This is a genomic window from Brachybacterium sp. Z12, assembly GCF_014400405.1.
Lineage (GTDB): Bacteria > Actinomycetota > Actinomycetes > Actinomycetales > Dermabacteraceae > Brachybacterium.
In genome coordinates this window covers 1,915,319-1,932,205 of the sequence record NZ_CP060496.1, presented here as the reverse complement: position 1 = coordinate 1,932,205, position 16,887 = coordinate 1,915,319, and the positions used below count along the sequence as shown (strand labels likewise).

Genomic DNA, 16,887 nt, shown 5'->3' with positions numbered 1-16,887 from the left:
ATGGTAGGCATGTCTGCCTCTCTCGCTGTTCCACAGCGCCCGGACCGGTACCGGCGGCGACGAGATGTTCGCTCCCGACGGATCCGTGCACCCCACCTATCAGGCGCTGCACGACGCCCTGGCCGGACTGGGCCTGGAGGAGTTCCGCGCCCGCTCGGAATCCTTGGCCCGCAGCTACCTCGATCAGGGCATCACCTTCGACTACGCAGGCGAGGAGAGGCCCTTCCCGATCGACGCGATCCCGCGGGTGATCGCCGCCGAGGAATGGACGCGCGTCTCCGCCGGGGTCACGCAGCGTGTGCGCGCGCTCGAGCGGTTCCTCGATGACCTCTACCAGGATCAGCAGGCGATCACCGATGGCGTGATCCCCGCCGAGCTGGTCACCTCCTCCACCTATGTGGTCGACGCGATGCGCGGCTACACCCCGCCCAACGGTGTGCGGATCCATATCTCCGGGATCGATCTGGTGCGCGACGGGGCCGGAGACTTCCGGGTGCTCGAGGACAACGTGCGCACCCCCAGCGGGGTCAGCTATGTGCTCTCGAACCGTCGGGCCATGGCACAGGGCTTCCCGGAGCTGTTCGCCGCCCGCCCCGTGCGCCGCGTCGGCGAGTACCCCGGCAGGCTGCTCGCAGCCCTGCAGGCCGCCGCACCGGACACGGCGGGCGAGGAGGCCACGGTCGTGGTGCTCACCCCGGGCCGCTTCAACAGCGCCTACTTCGAGCACTCCCTGCTGGCGCGCACCATGGGCGTGGACCTCGTCGAGGCCTCGGACCTCGTCGAGCGCGGCGAGCGCATCTACATGCGCACCACCGCCGGCCTGCGACGCGTGGACGTGATCTACAAGCGCACCGACGACGAGTTCCTCGATCCCGAGGTGTTCCGGCCCGACTCGATGCTCGGGGTGCCCGGGCTGGTGCGCTCGATCCTCGCCGGCAACGTGGTGGTCGCCAACGCCATCGGCAACGGCATCGGTGACGACAAGCTCACCTACACCTATGTGCCGGACCTGATCCGCTACTACCTCGCCGAGGAGCCGATCCTGCCCAACGTCGACACCTGGCGTCTGGAGGAGCCGGAGTCCTTGGAAGAGGTGCTGGACCGGCTCGACGAGCTGGTCGTCAAGCCGGTCGACGGCTCCGGAGGCAAGGGCATCGTGATCGGCCCCGCCGCCTCCCTCGAGGAGCTCGGGGTGCTGCGTGAGCGCCTGCAGGCCGATCCGCGCGGGTGGATCGCCCAGCCCGTGGTGCAGCTGTCCACCGTCCCCACCCTGGTCGAGGAGGGGCCCGAGCCGCGCCATGTGGACCTGCGCCCCTTCGCGCTGAACAGCGGCGATGACGTGTGGGTGCTGCCCGGCGGGCTCACCCGCGTGGCGCGCTGCCCCGCGGCGAGATGATCGTGAACTCCTCGCGCGGCGGCGGCTCGAAGGACACCTGGGTGCTCGCCCCGGTGCGCACCCCTGACGCCGGCCCGACGCAGTCCCAGTCCCAGTCCCAGGCCCCGGAGGCGGTGGTCGACGACATCGAGGACCCGCTGGACGACAGCTACGACGAGTACGACGACCCTCGCGAGGACCGGGTGGAGCCGGTGGAGGCCGAGCCCGAACCCGTGACCTCGGCGATCCCCCTCATCGACATCGATGACGTGGCGGACGAGACCGGGGCGCCCGCCGACACGGCCGAGGAGGCCCGCGATGATGCTCAGTAGGATCGCCGATTCGATGTTCTGGATCGGTCGCTATGTCGAGCGTGCCGACCAGACCGCCCGCATCCTCGACGTCATGCTGCAGGCGATCACCGAGGACGCCTCCCTCGACGCGGCTCCGGCCTGCCGCGGCGTCTACCAGATCTTCGGTGTCGAGGACGTCGAGGACTCGGACCTCACGGTGCAGCGGGTGCTGGATCGCCTGGTCACCGACCGTCAGAACCCCTCCTCGGTGGCAGGCGCCCTGCAGACCGCGCGCGAGAACGCCCGGGGCGTGCGGGAGGCGCTGTCGACGGAGGTCTGGGAATCGCTGAACACCACCACCCTGGGGCTCCCGCGCGGTGTGCGCCCCTCCCGGATGCACGGCGCCTTCCAGTTCGCGAAGGACCGCTGTGCGGTGGTCGACGGGCTCGTGGACTCCTCGATGACCCGTGACGAGGCGTGGCTGTTCCTGCGGATCGGCCAGCTGCTCGAGCGGGTCGACATGCTTGCGCGGAACCTGCAGGCGCATGATCTCGAGGACTCCTCCGATGCCGCGACCGTGATGCTGCTGCGCTCCTGCAGCGCGCACGAGGCGTACATCCGGTCATATCGGGGTCGGGTGCGGGCGGCGCGTGCGATCGAATTCCTGCTGTTGGACTCGATCTTCCCGCGCTCGGCCGCGCACTGCCTCGGAGAGATCGACGCGGCGCTCGAGGCGCTCGCGAAGCTGCACGGCAACAGCTTCGACCGCCTCGGCACCGCCGAACCCGGCAGGCAGATCGTCGGCCGTGCGCTGGCGAGCCTGCGCTTCCGTCCGTTGGACGACATCGTCGAATCCTTCGACGACGAGATGGAGCAGCTGCAGATGGTCACCGGCGCCGTCACCCGGGCTCTGGGCACCACCTACTTCCATCCTGCGAACTGACCGGCGCAGGCGGAACATCCGTTCGGGGACGGGTGTGACGTCCGCCCGGCGCGGCGAGCAGGCGCGGGTGAGCACCCCGCGCGCGTGAGACCATTGACCGATACCGGCACAGCGGTGCCGGCACGCCATCGACGAGAGGACCAAAGCCGGTGACCCCGAGGATCGCTGCCGACGAGGCACGGGACATCCTTCCCGCGTCCACGCCCCAGGAGCGGCTCCGCAACTTCTGCATCATCGCCCACATCGACCACGGCAAGTCCACGTTGGCCGATCGGATGCTGCAGATCACCGGGATCGTCGAGGACCGCGCGATGCGCGCCCAGTACCTCGATCGCATGGACATCGAGCGCGAGCGCGGCATCACCGTGAAGAGCCAGGCCGTGCGCATGCCCTGGCAGGTCGATGGCGTGAACTACGCGCTGAACATGATCGACACCCCCGGTCACGTCGACTTCACCTACGAGGTGTCCCGCTCGCTCGCCGCCTGTGAAGGCGCGATCCTGCTGGTCGACGCCGCACAGGGCATCGAAGCGCAGACGCTCGCGAACCTGTACCTGGCGATGGAGAACGACCTCACCATCATCCCGGTGCTGAACAAGATCGACCTGCCAGGCGCCGACCCCGAGAAGTACGCAGCGGAGATCGGTCAGCTCGTCGGGGTCGACCCCGACGACGTGCTGCGCGTCTCCGGCAAGACCGGCGTCGGTGTCGAGGACCTGCTGGATCATGTGGTCCGCACCCTCCCATCCCCGCAGGGAGACCCCGAGGCTCCCTGCCGCGCGATGATCTTCGACTCCGTCTACGACACCTACCGCGGCGTGGTCACCTACATCCGTGTGATCGACGGCAGCCTCAAGTCGCGCGACCGCATCGACATGATGTCCACCGGCGCCCACCACGAGCTGCTCGAGATCGGTGTCAGCTCGCCCGAGCCGCGCGCCACCCAGGGCATCGGCCCCGGCGAGGTCGGCTATCTGATCACCGGCGTGAAGGACGTGCGCCAGTCCAAGGTCGGCGACACCATCACCACCTCCATCCGCGGCGCGACCGAGGCCCTCGAGGGCTATTCGGAGCCCAAGCCGATGGTGTACTCGGGACTGTTCCCGATCGACGGCTCCGACTACCCGGTGCTGCGCGACGCCCTGGACAAGCTCAAGCTCAACGATGCCGCGCTCCTCTACGAGCCCGAGACCTCCACCGCGCTCGGCTTCGGCTTCCGCGTCGGCTTCCTGGGGCTGCTGCACCTGGAGATCATCCGCGAGCGGCTCGAGCGCGAGTTCAACCTCGACCTGATCTCCACCGCCCCGTCCGTGGTCTACCAGGTCCTGATGGAGGACGGCAGCGAGGTCGAGGTGCTGAACCCCTCCGACTTCCCCGTGGGCAAGGTCCACGAGATCAGCGAACCGATCACCAAGGCCACCATCCTGGTGCCCAGCGAGTTCATCGGCGCCGTGATGGAGCTGTGCCAGTCCAAGCGCGGCACGCTCGGAGGGATGGACTACCTCAGCGAGGACCGTGTCGAGCTGCGCTACACGCTGCCGCTGGCCGAGATCGTCTTCGACTTCTTCGACCAGCTGAAGTCCAAGACTCGCGGCTACGCCTCGCTGGACTACGACGTCTCCGGCTCCCAGATCGCCGACCTCGTCAAGGTCGACATGCTCCTGCAGGCCGAGCCCGTGGACGCCTTCAGCGCGATCGTGCACCGCGACAAGGCCTACAACTACGGTGTCGAGATGGCCGGCAAGCTCAAGAAGCTGATCCCGCGCCAGCAGTTCGAGGTGCCGATCCAGGCCGCCATCGGCTCGCGCATCATCGCCCGCGAGAACATCCGCGCGATGCGCAAGGACGTGCTGTCCAAGTGCTACGGCGGCGACATCTCTCGCAAGCGCAAGCTCCTGGAGAAGCAGAAGGAGGGCAAGAAGCGCATGAAGAACATCGGCTCCGTCGAGGTCCCGCAGGAAGCCTTCATCGCCGCGCTCTCCTCCGACGAGGGCGACATGCCCAAGGACAAGGACTCCAAGAAGAAGTGAGCACCGGGACCGGACGCATCGCGGCGGTCTGCACCGTCGCCCAGCTCTTCCCGGTCGCCGCGAGCGGCCTGATGAGCGGCATCGACAAACGACCGGTCGACGGCCCGGTCCGGCTGCTGCCCCACGGGGTGCTCGGCGACGTCCAGGGCGACCGGGAGCACCACGGCGGGATCTTCAAGGCCGTCTACGCCTTCGCGCGCGAAACCCGTGAGGCGCTGGCCGCGGCGCATGGACTGGACCTGCCCGATGGATCGTTCGGGGAGAACCTCGTGACGACCGGGCAGGACACCGACGAGACGGTGATCGGGGAGCGCTGGCGGATCGGGACCGCCGAGCTCGAGGCCACCGCCGTGCGCAATCCCTGCGGCACCTTCGCCGCCTGGATCGGGGACCGACGCTGGGGCCGTCACTTCACCGCCGCGGGCCGCGCAGGTGCCTACTTCCGGGTGCTCGTCGAGGGGAGACCTCCGCCGGCGACACGATCGAGGTGCTGCACCGACCCGAGCACGGCGTCACCATCGGGAACGCCTTCCGCGGGCTGGACCCGCAGCAGGCCCGCGACCTGCTCGACTGGGCTGAGGTGAGCGGAACCGTGCTGTACGACTCGCTCGTCGGCAGCGCCCAGAACGCACTGCGACGCGCCGGTGAGGATCCCGGCTTCCCGGACCGCTTACGCTCGACGGGCCGAGGGCTCGGATTGGGGATGGGCCTGTGAACCCGTTATCCGTCTACATCCACGTCCCCTTCTGTGCGGTGCGCTGCGGGTACTGCGACTTCAACACCTACACCGCGACCGAGCTCGGCGGGGAGGTTCCCAGGCCGAGTACGCCTCCAACGCGATGCGCGAGATGGATCTGACCCTCGCGAGCGACCGCGAGGCCGGATACGACTACGACCAGGTCTCCACCGTGTTCTTCGGCGGCGGCACCCCCACCCTGCTGCCGGCCGATGACCTGGTCGCGATGCTCGAGCACCTGCGCACTCTGATCCCCCTGGCCGAGGACGCAGAGGTCAGCACCGAGGCGAACCCCGACTCCGTCACCCGCGCCTCGCTGTCCCGGCTCGCCGCCGGTGGCATCACCCGCGTCTCCTTCGGCATGCAGTCCGCCGTGCCGTCGGTGCTCGCCACCCTGGACCGCACCCACGATCCCGAGAAGGTGCCACAGGCCGTGGCCTGGGCCCGGGAGGCCGGCCTCGACGTCAGCCTCGACCTCATCTACGGCACCCCGGGCGAGACGATAGACGACGTGGAGACCTCGGTGAAGGCTGCCCTGGCCTGCGGAGTCGATCACCTCTCGGCGTATTCGTTGATCATCGAGGGCAACACCGCGATGGCACGGCAGCTGCGCCGCGGCGAGCTCGAGGCGCCGGACCCGGACGACATGGCCGACAAGTACGAGCTGGTCGACGACCTCGCCCGTGCCGACGGTCTGTCCTGGTACGAGGTCTCCAACTGGGCCCGCACCGAGCAGCAGCGCTCCCGCCACAACCTCGCCTACTGGCGCGGCACGGACTGGTGGGGGATCGGCCCCGGAGCCCACCGTCACCGCGACGGTCTGCGCTCCTGGAACGTGAAGCATCCCAGCCGCTACGCGAGGATGCTCGCCGCGGGCGAGATGCCGGTGGCGGACTCCGAGCGGGTCGCCGCCGAGGATCGGCTGGTCGAGAAGATCATGCTCGAGCTGCGGATCGCTGATGGCCTCTCCGTCGACGTGGTCCCCGAGGAGCGACGCCCGATGCTCGCGGTGCACCGCGAGCGCGGGCACCTCGACCCGGAAGCGCTCGACGCCGGCCGCGCCGTGCTCACCCGGCAGGGGCGGCTGCTCGCCGATGCAGTGATCCGCGACCTGGTGCCCTGAGCCGGGTGTGAGCGCAGAGCAAGAGCCCCCGGGATCCGTAGATCTCGGGGGCTCTTGTGCTCACGGCGCTCTGAGCGCCGGGGAGGTCACTTCACCAGGCGGAGATTGACCGGGTAGGTCCAGTACTCACCCTGGTTGGCCTTGACCGCGCCGATGATCGAGAAGATCAGCTGGAGCAGGGCCGGCAGCCCGACCAGCGGGTACAGAGCCCAGCCGATCCCGAGGGTGACCACGCCGAAGATCGTGACCGCGATGGTCAGGACGATCTGCGCGATGACCACGGCGATCGCGCCGTTCAGAGCTTCCGCGGCATGGAAGCGCACGAAGCGATCGCGGTCCTTGTACATCAGGAAGATGATCAGCGGGCCGACCCAGCCGAGGAAGCCCCAGCTGACCACGTGCCCGAGGACCACTGCGAGCTGCGAGAACATGCCCCACATGCGCGAGTCGGAGCGGCTGAGCGGCTGACCGTCCAGCGGCCCCTCGTAGACGCCCTTGGTGCCGGGAGCCGGCTGATCGGTCCCGTCACCGGCGGGTGCGGACTGCGGGGCACCGTACGGGGACTGTGCGCCGTACGGGGACTGAGCGCTGTATGCCGGGGCCCCGGTCGCCGCCGGGGCGCCGTAGGGATCGGCGGCAGGCGCCTGCTGCGCGGCAGGGTTCTGCCGGGTGCTGTCGTCGTAGGCGAAGGGATCGTGAGGGTGGAGGGCGGGATCCGACGTCGGGCTGCCCGGCTCGGCGGCCTGCGGTTCGGGGGTGCCGGGCTCGGTGCCGTACGGATCGTGAGGGTGCGGAGTCTGGCTCATGGTTCCTTCTCCTGGTCGGGCCGGTCCGAAGACCGGCATCGGGATGATGGGCTCAGCCTATCGAGCGCGGTTCCCTGCCGTCAGCGTGGCGAGCCGCCGCATCGGGTGGGGGATAACCCCCGCTCAGGAGTGATCGACGGTGACGAAGTCGATGAGCTCCTCGATGCGGCCCGAGAGGGTCGGCTCGACGTCGGCGTAGGAGCGCACCGTGGACAGGATCCGCTTCCAGCCCAGGCCGATGTCCGCCTTGTCCTCATGGGGCCAGCCGAGCGCGGCGAGCGAGCCCACCTTGATGTCGGTGCCCTTGGGGATGTGTGGCCACCGGGTGAGGCCGACGCGCGCGGGCTTGACCGCCTGCCAGACGTCGACGTACGGGTGGCCGAGCACGGTGACGTTGCCACGGGCGCCGGGCAGAGCCATCACCTCAGCGGCGATCCGCCACTCCTTGGACCCCTTCACCAGGTGGTCCACGAGGATTCCGAGCCGACGGCCCGGAGCGGGCCCGAACTCGCGCACCCGCTCGGCGAGATTGTCGGCGCCCTCCAGCTGCTCGACGACGATGCCCTCGATGCGCAGGTCGTGGCCCCAGACCTTCTGCACCAGCTCGGCGTCGTGGGTGCCCTCCACCCAGATGCGGGACGCACGGGCGGTGCGCGCCTTCACCCCGTCCACATAGACGGAGCCGGAGGCGGAGCGCTTGCGCGCTGGTGCAGAGGACGTCGCGACGGCGCGGCTGAGCACGACGGGCTTCCCATCGATCATGTACCCGGGGCCGAGCGGGAAGGTGCGCCGGACACCGCGCCCGTCCTCGAGCTCGACGACCAGCTCGCCGGCGATCTTCTCGACCCGGGTCACGGCACCGGTGAAGCCGGTCGAGGCCTCTTCGACGACCAGCCCCTTCTGCGCGGCGACCTCGCGGGCGACGGGGCGCCGACGGTGATGCGCGGGAGGGCCGGAGGAGAGCACGTCACGGCCGTACCGGTCGGGGAAGCGAGCGGAGGGAGCAGACACGCGCGATACCGTACACCCGTGGCGAACGCCTCCCCGCGCAGCGCGCCGGGACGCGTAGGATTGGCACCTGGCATGAGAGAGTGCCAATCCAGACCACACGAGACGGACGCACGCAGCGCAGGAGGTGAGCGAGACGGACGCCCGCAAGCTCCAGATCCTCGGCGCGATCGTCGAGGACTATGTCTCCACGCGCGAACCCGTCGGCTCCAAGTCGCTCCTGGAGCGCCATGAGCTCGGAGTCTCCGCCGCGACGGTGCGCAACGACATGTCGCTGCTCGAGGAGGAGGGGCTGATCCATCAGCCCCACACCTCGGCGGGCCGTGTCCCCACCGACAAGGGCTATCGCGCCTTCGTCGACCACGTCGCGACCATCAAGCCGCTCTCGGCGCCCGAACGTCGGGCGATCCGCGCGCTGCTCGAGGACGCCGGCGACGTCGAAGAGTTGCTGGGCCGCACCGTGCGCCTGCTCGCGCAGCTCACGCAGCAGGTGGCCATGGTGCAATACCCGGCCCGGCGGCAGGCGAGGATCCGCCACGTCGAGCTGGTCAAGGTCGCCGACTCGCTGCTGCTGGTGGTGCTGATCACCGAATCCGGCCGCGTGGACCAGCGCACCGTTCCCGTCATCGCGGGCAAACCTGCTGAGTACTACGCGGTGCTGCGCGATCACCTCAATCGGACGGTGGCGGGCCGCGAGGTCACCGACCTGGCGACGCCTCTGGCCGACTATCTCGCGTCGCTCCCGCAGCCCGATCGCCCTGCCGCCGCTGAGGTGGCGGAGGCGTTGACGGCACTGGCGGCGACTCGTGCAGAGGGCCGGATCATGATGGCCGGCACCTCCAACATCGCGCGCTCCGCCGAGGACTTCGCCCGTGATGTGGAGCCTCTGCTGGACGTGCTCGAGGAGCAGCTGGTGCTGCTGCGCCTGTTCACCGACATGCATGCCTCCCCGGGAGCCGTCGAGGTGCGCATCGGTTCCGAGCTCCACGAGCAGGCGCTACACCAGGCCGCCGTGGTCGGTGCCGGGTACGGCGCGGGCTCCCATGTGGCGATCCTGGGGCCCAGCCGGATGGATTACGTCACCGGAATCTCCACCGTCCAGGCCATCGCCCGCTACGTCTCCCGCTTTCTCGAATAGCCTCGTGCGGGCTCCGTGGACCACCGCCCGCCCTGCCATGCCTCTCGACGCCCCGGGCCCGCCGCCCGCGGCCCCGACTCCCCGGTAAGGACCCCACTGCAGTGAACGACGATTACTACGACCTCCTCGGCGTCTCCCGCGAAGCCTCGACCGAGGAGATCAAGAAGGCGTACCGCAAGCTCGCCCGCACCCTCCACCCGGACGTGAACCCGGATCCGGAGGCGGCGGAGAAGTTCAAGCGCGTCTCCCAGGCGTACGAGACGCTCTCCCATGCGGACAAGCGCCGCCAGTACGACATGGGCGGCGGCCCCGGCATGGGCGGTTTCCCCGGAGGCGGCGGCGCCGGCTTCGACTTCAACGACATCTTCGACATGTTCGCCGGTGCCTCCGGCATGCGCGGCCGCGGCCAGGGCCCGGTCCCGCGCCAGCGCCGCGGCGGCGACGTGCTGCGCCGCGTGAAGATCGACCTGCGCGACGTCGTCTTCGGCACCGAGGAGGAGGTCAGCTTCCGCACCGCGGTGCTGTGCGAGCGCTGCACCGGCTCCTGCTGCGAACCCGGCACAAGCCCCACCCGCTGCACGGCCTGCAACGGCTCCGGCCATGTGCAGCGCGTCGCCCAGTCGCTGCTCGGCCAGATGGTCACGATGGCGCCCTGCCCCACCTGCGAGGGCCACGGCGACGTCATCGAGAGCCCCTGCACCGGATGCTCGGGCCACGGCCGCACCGTCTCCGAGCGCACCGTCACCGTGCGGATCCCCTCCGGTGTGGAGAACGGCACCCGCATCCAGCTGCGTGGCGAGGGAGAGACCGGCGAGGCCGGCGGCCCCTCCGGCGACCTCTTCGTCGAGCTCGCCGTCACGGACCACGAGATGTTCGACCGCGCCGGCGATGACCTGGTCACCACGGTCGCGGTCCCCATGACCTCCGCGGCGCTCGGCGCGACCATCCCGCTGGACACCTTCGACGGCGTCCAGGAGCTCGATGTGCGCCCGGGTTCCCAGCCCGGTGAGGAGATCCTTCTCAAGGGCCTGGGCGTCACCCCGCTGCGCCGCGAGCGCCGCGGCGACATCCGCGTGGTCCTGGACGTGGACGTGCCCACCTCGCTCAGCGATGAGGAGCGGGACCTGCTGCAGCAGCTCGCGGCCCTCCGCGGTGACGAGGTCACGCGCCGCACCAAGGGCCACGGCCCGTTCGCGAAGCTCCGCGAGCGCCTGCGCGACTTCTGAGCCGACGGGAGAGCGCCTGATGCCCAGCACGCCGCCGAGCTTCCTGATCCTCGACGACGCCCTGACCACCGCCGTCAAGGGCGATGCCCTGGCGCTGGCGGGCGACGAGGGGCGGCACGCCGCGAAGGTGGCGCGGATCGGAGTGGGGGAGCAGGTGCTGCTCACCGACGCCCCCGGTCGTCAGGTCCTCGCCGAGGTGATCGCCGCCCGCAAGGAGGCGCTGGATCTGCGCCTGCTTGCTGATCCCGCCCCGGCCGTGCAGCGCCTGCCCCACCTCACGCTGGTGCAGGCCCTGGCCACCGGCGGGCGCGATGAGCAGGCCGTGGAATCGGCCACCGAGCTCGGGGCCGACCGGGTGGTGCCGTGGATCGCGCGGCGCTCGGTGTCCGTCTGGCGCGGTGAGAAGCTGCGCAAGGGACGCGCCAAGTGGGAGGCGACCGTGCGCGCCGCCGTCAAGCAGTGCCGTCGGCCCGGGATCCCCGCGGTCGGCGAGCCCGTGACCACCAAGCAGCTCGTGGCCGAGCTGGGGGAGCGGTCGGCGGAGGACACCCTGGTGCTGGTGCTCCATGAGCAGGAGTCCGTGGGGCTGGTGAGCCTTGCCGAAGACTTGCGCGCCGCGAGCGAGAACGGTCTCGAGGAGATCCTCGTGATCGTCGGCCCCGAGGGCGGCATCGATCCCGAGGAGCTCGCGCAGCTGCGCGAGACGGGCGCCCGCTCCGTGCTGCTCGGCCCCGAGGTGCTGCGCTCCTCGACCGCCGGCCCCGCCGCGATCGCCGTGCTCAGCGCCCTGGTGGGGCGCTGGGGCTGAGCCTTCGGCCGCACCGTTTGGGGCACTGCGTGCCCGCACGGTCCGCTCGCCACGCCGACAGCAGAGCGCCGAGAACACCGATTCCTGTCAGATATGCACGGAATCGGTGTTCTCGGCGTTCGTGGTCCGGCGTGTCTCGGGTGGGCCTGCGTGTCTCTGTCTGGCCGGGTGCGCTGGGTGGCCCGGGTGGTCCGGCATAACTCGGGTGGTCCCGCGTGTCCCGCGTGTCCCGAGCAGGCCGGAGTGGCCGGGGTGTTTCCGATGGCCGAGAACGGCCCGGTCGCCCTGGACCGCCCGCGCTGAAGGTCAGCCGACGTTGGAGAGCGCGCGCTGAGTGATCGTGCTGAGATGCTCACCGAGCGCGGCGGTCTTCTCCTCGGCGACGAACAGCTCGCCCTCGACGGAGAGGTCCTCACGGAATCCCAGACCGATCGAGCCGATGACGTCGGCGCCGAGGCGGGTCATCAGGGTCTCCAGCTGCGGGAGCACCTCGCCGGCGGATCCCCAGCCGTAGCCGACCAGGAGCGTGGGCAGCTCGCTCCATTCCTCGTAGAGGAAGTCAATCGCGGTCTTGAGATTGCCCGGGTAGGAGCCGTTGTACTGCGGCGTGAGGATCACCAGGGCGTCGAGTGCGCCGATCCGCTCGCCCCAGGCGCGGGCGTGATCCGTCTCCTTGGGCAGGCCCTGCTTGGGGCTGGTGGTGCCGTCGAAGGCGGGCAGGGCCACCTCCCGCAGATCGATCAGATCCACGTCCACGCCGGTGGGGACGGCGTCACGGACCCAGCGGGAGACATGCTCCCCCACACGGTTCGGGCGGGCACTGGCGAGGATGATTCCGAGTTTCGTCATAGTGATTAAAACTTCGCATACCTTCCGGGTGTTCCCCAAGCCGTGGTGGTGTTCCTCGCTCCCGTAGACTCCCGAGCATGGGAAACAGCCTCACCGAGCCCGTCACACAGCGTCACGATCCGGACTGCATCTTCTGCAAGATCATCGCCGGGGACATCCCCTCCGAGCGCGTCCACGAGGACGACCACGTGGTCGCCTTCAAGGACCTGCACCCGCAGGCTCCGATGCATGTGCTCGTCGTGCCCCGGGCACATCGCCGGGACGTGACCGAGCTCGCGCAGGACCCCGCGCTGCTCGCCCACACCGCGCAGGTCGCTGCCGAGGTGGCCGCCGCGCACGGTGATGGCGACTTCCGATTGATCTTCAACACCGGCGCGAACGCCGGACAGACCGTGTTCCATGTGCATGCGCACGTCCTGGCGGGCGGGAAGCTCGCAGAAGGAGAACTGTGACGGACGCTCTCGGCCCGGCCCCCGGACGCACCCCGGAGGTGCGTGAGCGGAAGCTGGCGATCCCCGACCATCTGAGCCCCTTCCAGGTGCTCGGGGAGAACGATCAGGCACTGGCCGCCCTCGAGGACGCGGTGCCGGACACGGACGTCCACGTCCGTGGCCATCAGGTGACCCTGCGAGGCACCGAGGAGGCGCTGCGGCGCGGGGAGCACATCATGCGCTCCCTGATCGAGCTGGCGAGCACGGGCCAGGCGGTCACCGCCGAGGCTGTCCAGCGTGCCGCGAACCTCTACGGAGATGATCGCGCGGCGGGAGAGAAGCTCGAGCAGGTGCTCTCCCGCACCATCCTCTCCTCGCGCGGGCGTTCCATCCGGCCCAAGACGATGGGGCAGAAGACATACATCGAGGCGATCGAGTCCTCGACGGTGACCTTCGGGATCGGTCCCGCCGGTACCGGCAAGACGTATCTGGCGGTCGCGATGGCCGTGCAGAAGCTGCTGAGCAAGCAGGTCGACCGCATCATCCTCACCCGTCCGGCGGTCGAGGCGGGGGAGCGGCTGGGCTTCCTGCCCGGCGGGCTCAGTGAGAAGATCGACCCCTACCTTCGCCCGCTCTATGACGCGCTGCACGACATGCTGGACCCGGAGTCGATCCCGCGCCTGATGAGCGCCGGAACCATCGAGGTCGCACCGCTGGCCTATATGCGCGGGCGGACTCTGAACGACGCCTTCATCATCCTCGACGAGGCACAGAACACCACCCCCGAGCAGATGAAGATGTTCCTCACCCGGCTCGGGTTCAACTCCACCATGGTGGTCACCGGCGATGTCACGCAGGTGGACCTGCCCGGAGGTCAGAAGAGTGGACTACGGGTGGTGGAGCAGGTGCTCGCCGGGATCGACGACATCTCGTTCTGCCGCATGTCCTCGCGGGATGTGGTGCGGCACCGACTGGTCAGCGAGATCGTCGAAGCCTACGGACGCTGGGAGATCCAGCCGGGCGGCAGCCGCGATGCCCGTCATCGCACGAACAAGGGGAGCCGAGCATGACCATCGAGATCCGCAACGAGACCACCGCGGTCGTCGACGAGCGGGAGTTCGTCGAGCTCGCCCGCTTCGTGTTCGAGGCGATGCACCTGCATCCCGCGACCGAGATGTCGATCCTCTTCGTCGACGAGGAAGCGATGGAGAAGCTGCACGTGCAGTGGCTGGACCTGCCGGGCCCCACCGATGTGATGAGCTTCCCGATGGACGAGCTCACCCCGGCAGCGCCGATCACCCCACCGAAGAGGGCCTGCTCGGCGATGTGGTGCTCTGCCCGAGCGTGGCCGCGAAGCAGGCGGCCGAGGCGGGCCACAGCGCCGTCGAGGAGATGCTGCTGCTGACGGTGCATTCCATCCTGCACCTGCTGGGCTACGACCATATGGAGGAGGAGGAGCGGACGGTCATGTTCGACCTCCAGCGCAAGCTCCTGCTCACCTTCCTCGCCTCCCGGCCCGGGCGCTGAACATCCGCACCGTGACGCCGCCGCCCACGCCCACCCCCGCACGGCCATGCTGAGCACCGCGCTGCTCGTGCTGGTCCCGCTGGTGATGCTCGCGGGGTTCGTCGCGGCGATGCTCACCGCCGTGGACTCAGCGCAGCTGGCCGTCTCCCGCGGCGGTCTCGAGAAGGCCGTGGCGGACCGTCCGGAGTCCGTGCGGGCACGCGTCCTCGCCCAGCACGCGGACTCTCGTCGCACGCTCGCCTCCGTCGTGCTGGGACGGGTGCTCGCCGAGGTCGTGATGGTGGCGTCGATCGCGGGGATCGTGTTCGTGGCCTGGGACCGTCTCGGCCTGGTCGGAGGGTGGGTGCTGCCGCTGCTGGTCACGCTGGTGATCGCCGGTTCCCTGGTGCTGGTCGTCCTCGCGCTCTCCCCGCGCGCGATCGGTCGGCGTCGGCCCGAGTCGGTGCTGATCACCACGCGGATGCTGATCACCGTGGTGCGCGCACTGCTGTGGCTGCCGGCGGGTGCGCTGACCCGGGTCGGGGCATCGTTCGAGAAGCGACCCGCCAACCAGACGAACCCTGAGGACCGCGCCGAGAAGGCCCGTCAGAACGTCGACCGCGCGCTCGAGGACGAGCACGTGCGCGACGACGAGCGGGACATGATCCAGGGCGTCTTCGACCTGCGCGGCACCATGGTGCGCGAGCTGATGGTCCCGCGACCGGACATGGTCACGATCACCGCGTCCTCGAGCGCCGAGAAGGCGATGCGCCTGTTCGTCCGCTCCGGGTACTCCCGGATCCCGGTCACCGGGGACAGCGCCGACGACCTGCGCGGGATGCTGTACGTCAAGGACGTGATGCGCGCGATCCACTCCCCGTGGGACCCGAGCCCGCAGCGCGCGGTGCACGAGATCATGCGCGCGGCGCGCTTCGCCCCGGAGTTCGTCGCGGCCGACGAGGTCCTGTCCCAGATGCAGACCAGCAACGTGCACATCACCGTGCTGGTGGACGAGTACGGAGGCGTCGCCGGGATCGTCACGATCGAGGACATCCTCGAGGAGATCGTCGGCGACATCTCCGATGAGCACGACCGCGCGGAGCCGGAGATCGTGGACCTCGGCCAGGGCCGCTACCGCGTGCCCGCCCGCGCCGGGCTCTCCGAGGTGGGGGAGCTGTTCGACCTCGATCTCGATGATGACGACATCGACAGCGTGGGAGGTCTGCTGGCCAAGGCCACAGGGCGGGTGCCGATCCCCGGCACCCGCGCCACCACCCACGGGCTCGAGCTGGAGGCCGAGAAGACCGCCGGCCGACGCAAGCGGCTGTCCAGCGTGCTCGTGCGCCGAGCCCCGGACGACGATGACATGCAGGACAGTGACCAGGAGGACGACCATGACCGCTGACCAGAACCCGAGCACCGAGCCCGTCGAGGATCCCGCCGCAGCCCCCGGGCACAGGTCCGGCTTCGTGGCCCTGGTGGGCCGCCCCAACGTCGGCAAGTCGACGCTGACCAATGCGCTGGTGGGGGAGAAGGTCGCGATCACCTCCAGCAAGCCACAGACCACCCGGCGCGCCATCCGCGGGATCGTCACCCGGGAGGACGCCCAGATCATCCTGGTCGACACCCCCGGCGTGCACCGCCCGCGCACCCTGCTGGGCGAGAGGCTCAACGACCTGGTGCGCGGCACGCTCGGAGAGGTCGACGTGGTGGGATTCTGCCTCCCCGCGGATCAGAAGATCGGCCCCGGCGACCGCTACGTCGCCGAGGACCTCAAGGAGCTGCGCCAGGGCCGGCGCGGCCCCAAGGTGATCGCGGTCGTCACCAAGATCGACCTGGTGGGGCGCGATGCGCTGGCCGAGCACCTGATGAGCGTGGACCAGCTGATGAGCTTCGACGACATCGTGCCGATCTCCGCGGTCAAGGGCGAGCAGATCGATGTGCTGCTCGACGTGATCTCGAGGCGGCTGCCCGAAGGTCCGCAGCTGTACCCCGATGATCAGCTCACCGAGGAGTCGCGCGATGATCGCATCTCCGAGCTGATCCGCGAGGCCGCGCTGGAGGGGGTGCGTGACGAGCTCCCGCACTCGATCGCCGTGGTGGTCGAGGAGGTCGTCGAGACCGATCCTGATGACCCCTTCGCCGAGATCGCGCCCGGCGAGGGCCGCCTGGTGGTGCGCGCGACCCTCTACGTCGAGCGCGACAGCCAGAAGGGCATCATCATCGGGAAGGCCGGCTCGCGTCTGAAGGACGTCGGTTCCCGGGCCCGTGCCGAGATCAACCACCTGATCGGCCGCAAGGTGCACCTGGACCTGCGGGTGAAGGTCGCCAAGGAGTGGCAGCGGGACCCCAAGCAGCTGGGCCGGCTCGGGTTCTGAGGCCTCGGGGAGACCGCACGGTGTTCGCATCGTGAGCGATCCCGAGCAGAGCGACCGGCGGTGCTACCGTGACGCTCATGCGTGGATCGCTGCTCCTGCTTAGCCGCCGCGACGGGACCTGAACGCCGGGACCCCGCCGCGGCTGAAGTGTTGTCCGGCGACCGGTACTCCAGCGAGAAGGACCCCCTGATGACTGATTCCACGATCACCTCCACCCCCGCGGTCGCCCCTGTGGCG

At 69.7% G+C, this 16,887-nt stretch carries 14 protein-coding genes and 3 pseudogenes; 14 read left to right on the top strand and 3 right to left on the bottom strand.

The features are described 5' to 3' along the window. The 6 genes and pseudogenes from H3H54_RS10210 (at position 1) to hemW (ending at position 6,500) form a co-directional block, all read left to right on the top strand. Positions 1 to 1,707: pseudogene (locus tag H3H54_RS10210) on the top strand (circularly permuted type 2 ATP-grasp protein). Further along, on the top strand, positions 1,694 to 2,611 hold the full coding sequence (locus H3H54_RS10205; RefSeq protein WP_262423811.1) for an alpha-E domain-containing protein: 918 nt from the start codon (positions 1,694 to 1,696) through the stop codon (positions 2,609 to 2,611). Before H3H54_RS10210 ends, H3H54_RS10205 begins: the two are co-directional and overlap by 14 nt. Positions 2,612 to 2,760: 149 nt before the next feature. Next, complete coding sequence (gene lepA, locus H3H54_RS10200) at positions 2,761 to 4,641, top strand: translation elongation factor 4 (RefSeq protein WP_262423810.1); 1,881 nt, start codon at positions 2,761 to 2,763, stop codon at positions 4,639 to 4,641. Then, positions 4,638 to 5,225 carry an MOSC domain-containing protein gene (locus tag H3H54_RS10195; RefSeq protein ID WP_262423809.1) on the top strand — a complete coding sequence of 196 codons (588 nt, stop codon included), beginning with the start codon at positions 4,638 to 4,640 and terminating at the stop codon, positions 5,223 to 5,225. The genes lepA and H3H54_RS10195 overlap by 4 nt, the downstream gene beginning before the upstream one ends. 8 nt (positions 5,226 to 5,233) lie before the next feature. Then, complete coding sequence (locus tag H3H54_RS10190; protein WP_262423808.1) at positions 5,234 to 5,356, top strand: hypothetical protein; 123 nt, start codon at positions 5,234 to 5,236, stop codon at positions 5,354 to 5,356. Next, positions 5,338 to 6,500 (top strand): annotated as a pseudogene (hemW, locus tag H3H54_RS10185) (radical SAM family heme chaperone HemW). The gene H3H54_RS10190 and the pseudogene hemW overlap by 19 nt, the downstream one beginning before the upstream one ends. Before the next feature lie 86 nt (positions 6,501 to 6,586). On the opposite strand, the gene H3H54_RS10180 reads toward hemW, so the two are convergent. Then, a complete protein-coding gene (locus H3H54_RS10180; RefSeq protein ID WP_262423807.1) occupies positions 6,587 to 7,306 on the bottom strand; it encodes a DUF4870 domain-containing protein in 720 nt (239 codons plus the stop codon). 123 nt (positions 7,307 to 7,429) lie between these two features. After that, on the bottom strand, positions 7,430 to 8,317 hold the full coding sequence (locus H3H54_RS10175) for a DUF3097 domain-containing protein (RefSeq protein WP_262423806.1): 888 nt from the start codon (positions 8,315 to 8,317) through the stop codon (positions 7,430 to 7,432). A 124-nt stretch (positions 8,318 to 8,441) separates the two neighbouring features. Between H3H54_RS10175 and hrcA the strand changes: the two genes are divergently transcribed. The 3 genes from hrcA (at position 8,442) to H3H54_RS10160 (ending at position 11,486) form a co-directional block, all read left to right on the top strand. Continuing rightward, entirely contained in the window at positions 8,442 to 9,452 is a 1,011-nt protein-coding gene (hrcA, locus tag H3H54_RS10170; protein ID WP_262423805.1) for a heat-inducible transcriptional repressor HrcA, read from the top strand. Positions 9,453 to 9,553: 101 nt separating this feature from the next. Then, complete coding sequence (gene dnaJ / locus H3H54_RS10165) at positions 9,554 to 10,678, top strand: molecular chaperone DnaJ (protein WP_262423804.1); 1,125 nt, start codon at positions 9,554 to 9,556, stop codon at positions 10,676 to 10,678. Positions 10,679 to 10,697: 19 nt separating this feature from the next. Then, entirely contained in the window at positions 10,698 to 11,486 is a 789-nt protein-coding gene (locus H3H54_RS10160; RefSeq protein WP_262423803.1) for a 16S rRNA (uracil(1498)-N(3))-methyltransferase, read from the top strand. Between the two features lie 306 nt (positions 11,487 to 11,792). On the opposite strand, the gene H3H54_RS10155 is transcribed toward H3H54_RS10160, so the two are convergent. Beyond that, positions 11,793 to 12,335 (bottom strand): NADPH-dependent FMN reductase, encoded by a 543-nt coding sequence (locus H3H54_RS10155; protein ID WP_262423802.1) that lies wholly within the window; start codon positions 12,333 to 12,335, stop codon positions 11,793 to 11,795. Between the two features lie 77 nt (positions 12,336 to 12,412). Between H3H54_RS10155 and H3H54_RS10150 the strand changes: the two genes are divergently transcribed. From H3H54_RS10150 to era, 5 genes and pseudogenes are all read left to right on the top strand, one after another. Continuing rightward, on the top strand, positions 12,413 to 12,787 hold the full coding sequence (locus H3H54_RS10150) for an HIT domain-containing protein (RefSeq protein ID WP_262423801.1): 375 nt from the start codon (positions 12,413 to 12,415) through the stop codon (positions 12,785 to 12,787). Beyond that, positions 12,784 to 13,836, top strand: a complete 1,053-nt coding sequence (locus H3H54_RS10145) for a PhoH family protein (protein WP_262423800.1) — start codon at positions 12,784 to 12,786, stop codon at positions 13,834 to 13,836. The genes H3H54_RS10150 and H3H54_RS10145 overlap by 4 nt, the downstream gene beginning before the upstream one ends. Next, a pseudogene (gene ybeY, locus H3H54_RS10140) lies at positions 13,833 to 14,293 on the top strand (rRNA maturation RNase YbeY). The gene H3H54_RS10145 and the pseudogene ybeY overlap by 4 nt, the downstream one beginning before the upstream one ends. Positions 14,294 to 14,339: 46 nt before the next feature. Beyond that, the gene (locus H3H54_RS10135) at positions 14,340 to 15,677 is read left to right on the top strand and encodes a hemolysin family protein (protein ID WP_262423799.1); all 1,338 of its coding nucleotides are present in this window, start codon (positions 14,340 to 14,342) and stop codon (positions 15,675 to 15,677) included. Next, complete coding sequence (gene era, locus H3H54_RS10130; RefSeq protein ID WP_262423798.1) at positions 15,667 to 16,650, top strand: GTPase Era; 984 nt, start codon at positions 15,667 to 15,669, stop codon at positions 16,648 to 16,650. Before H3H54_RS10135 ends, era begins: the two co-directional genes overlap by 11 nt. Positions 16,651 to 16,887: the final 237 nt, after the last annotated feature.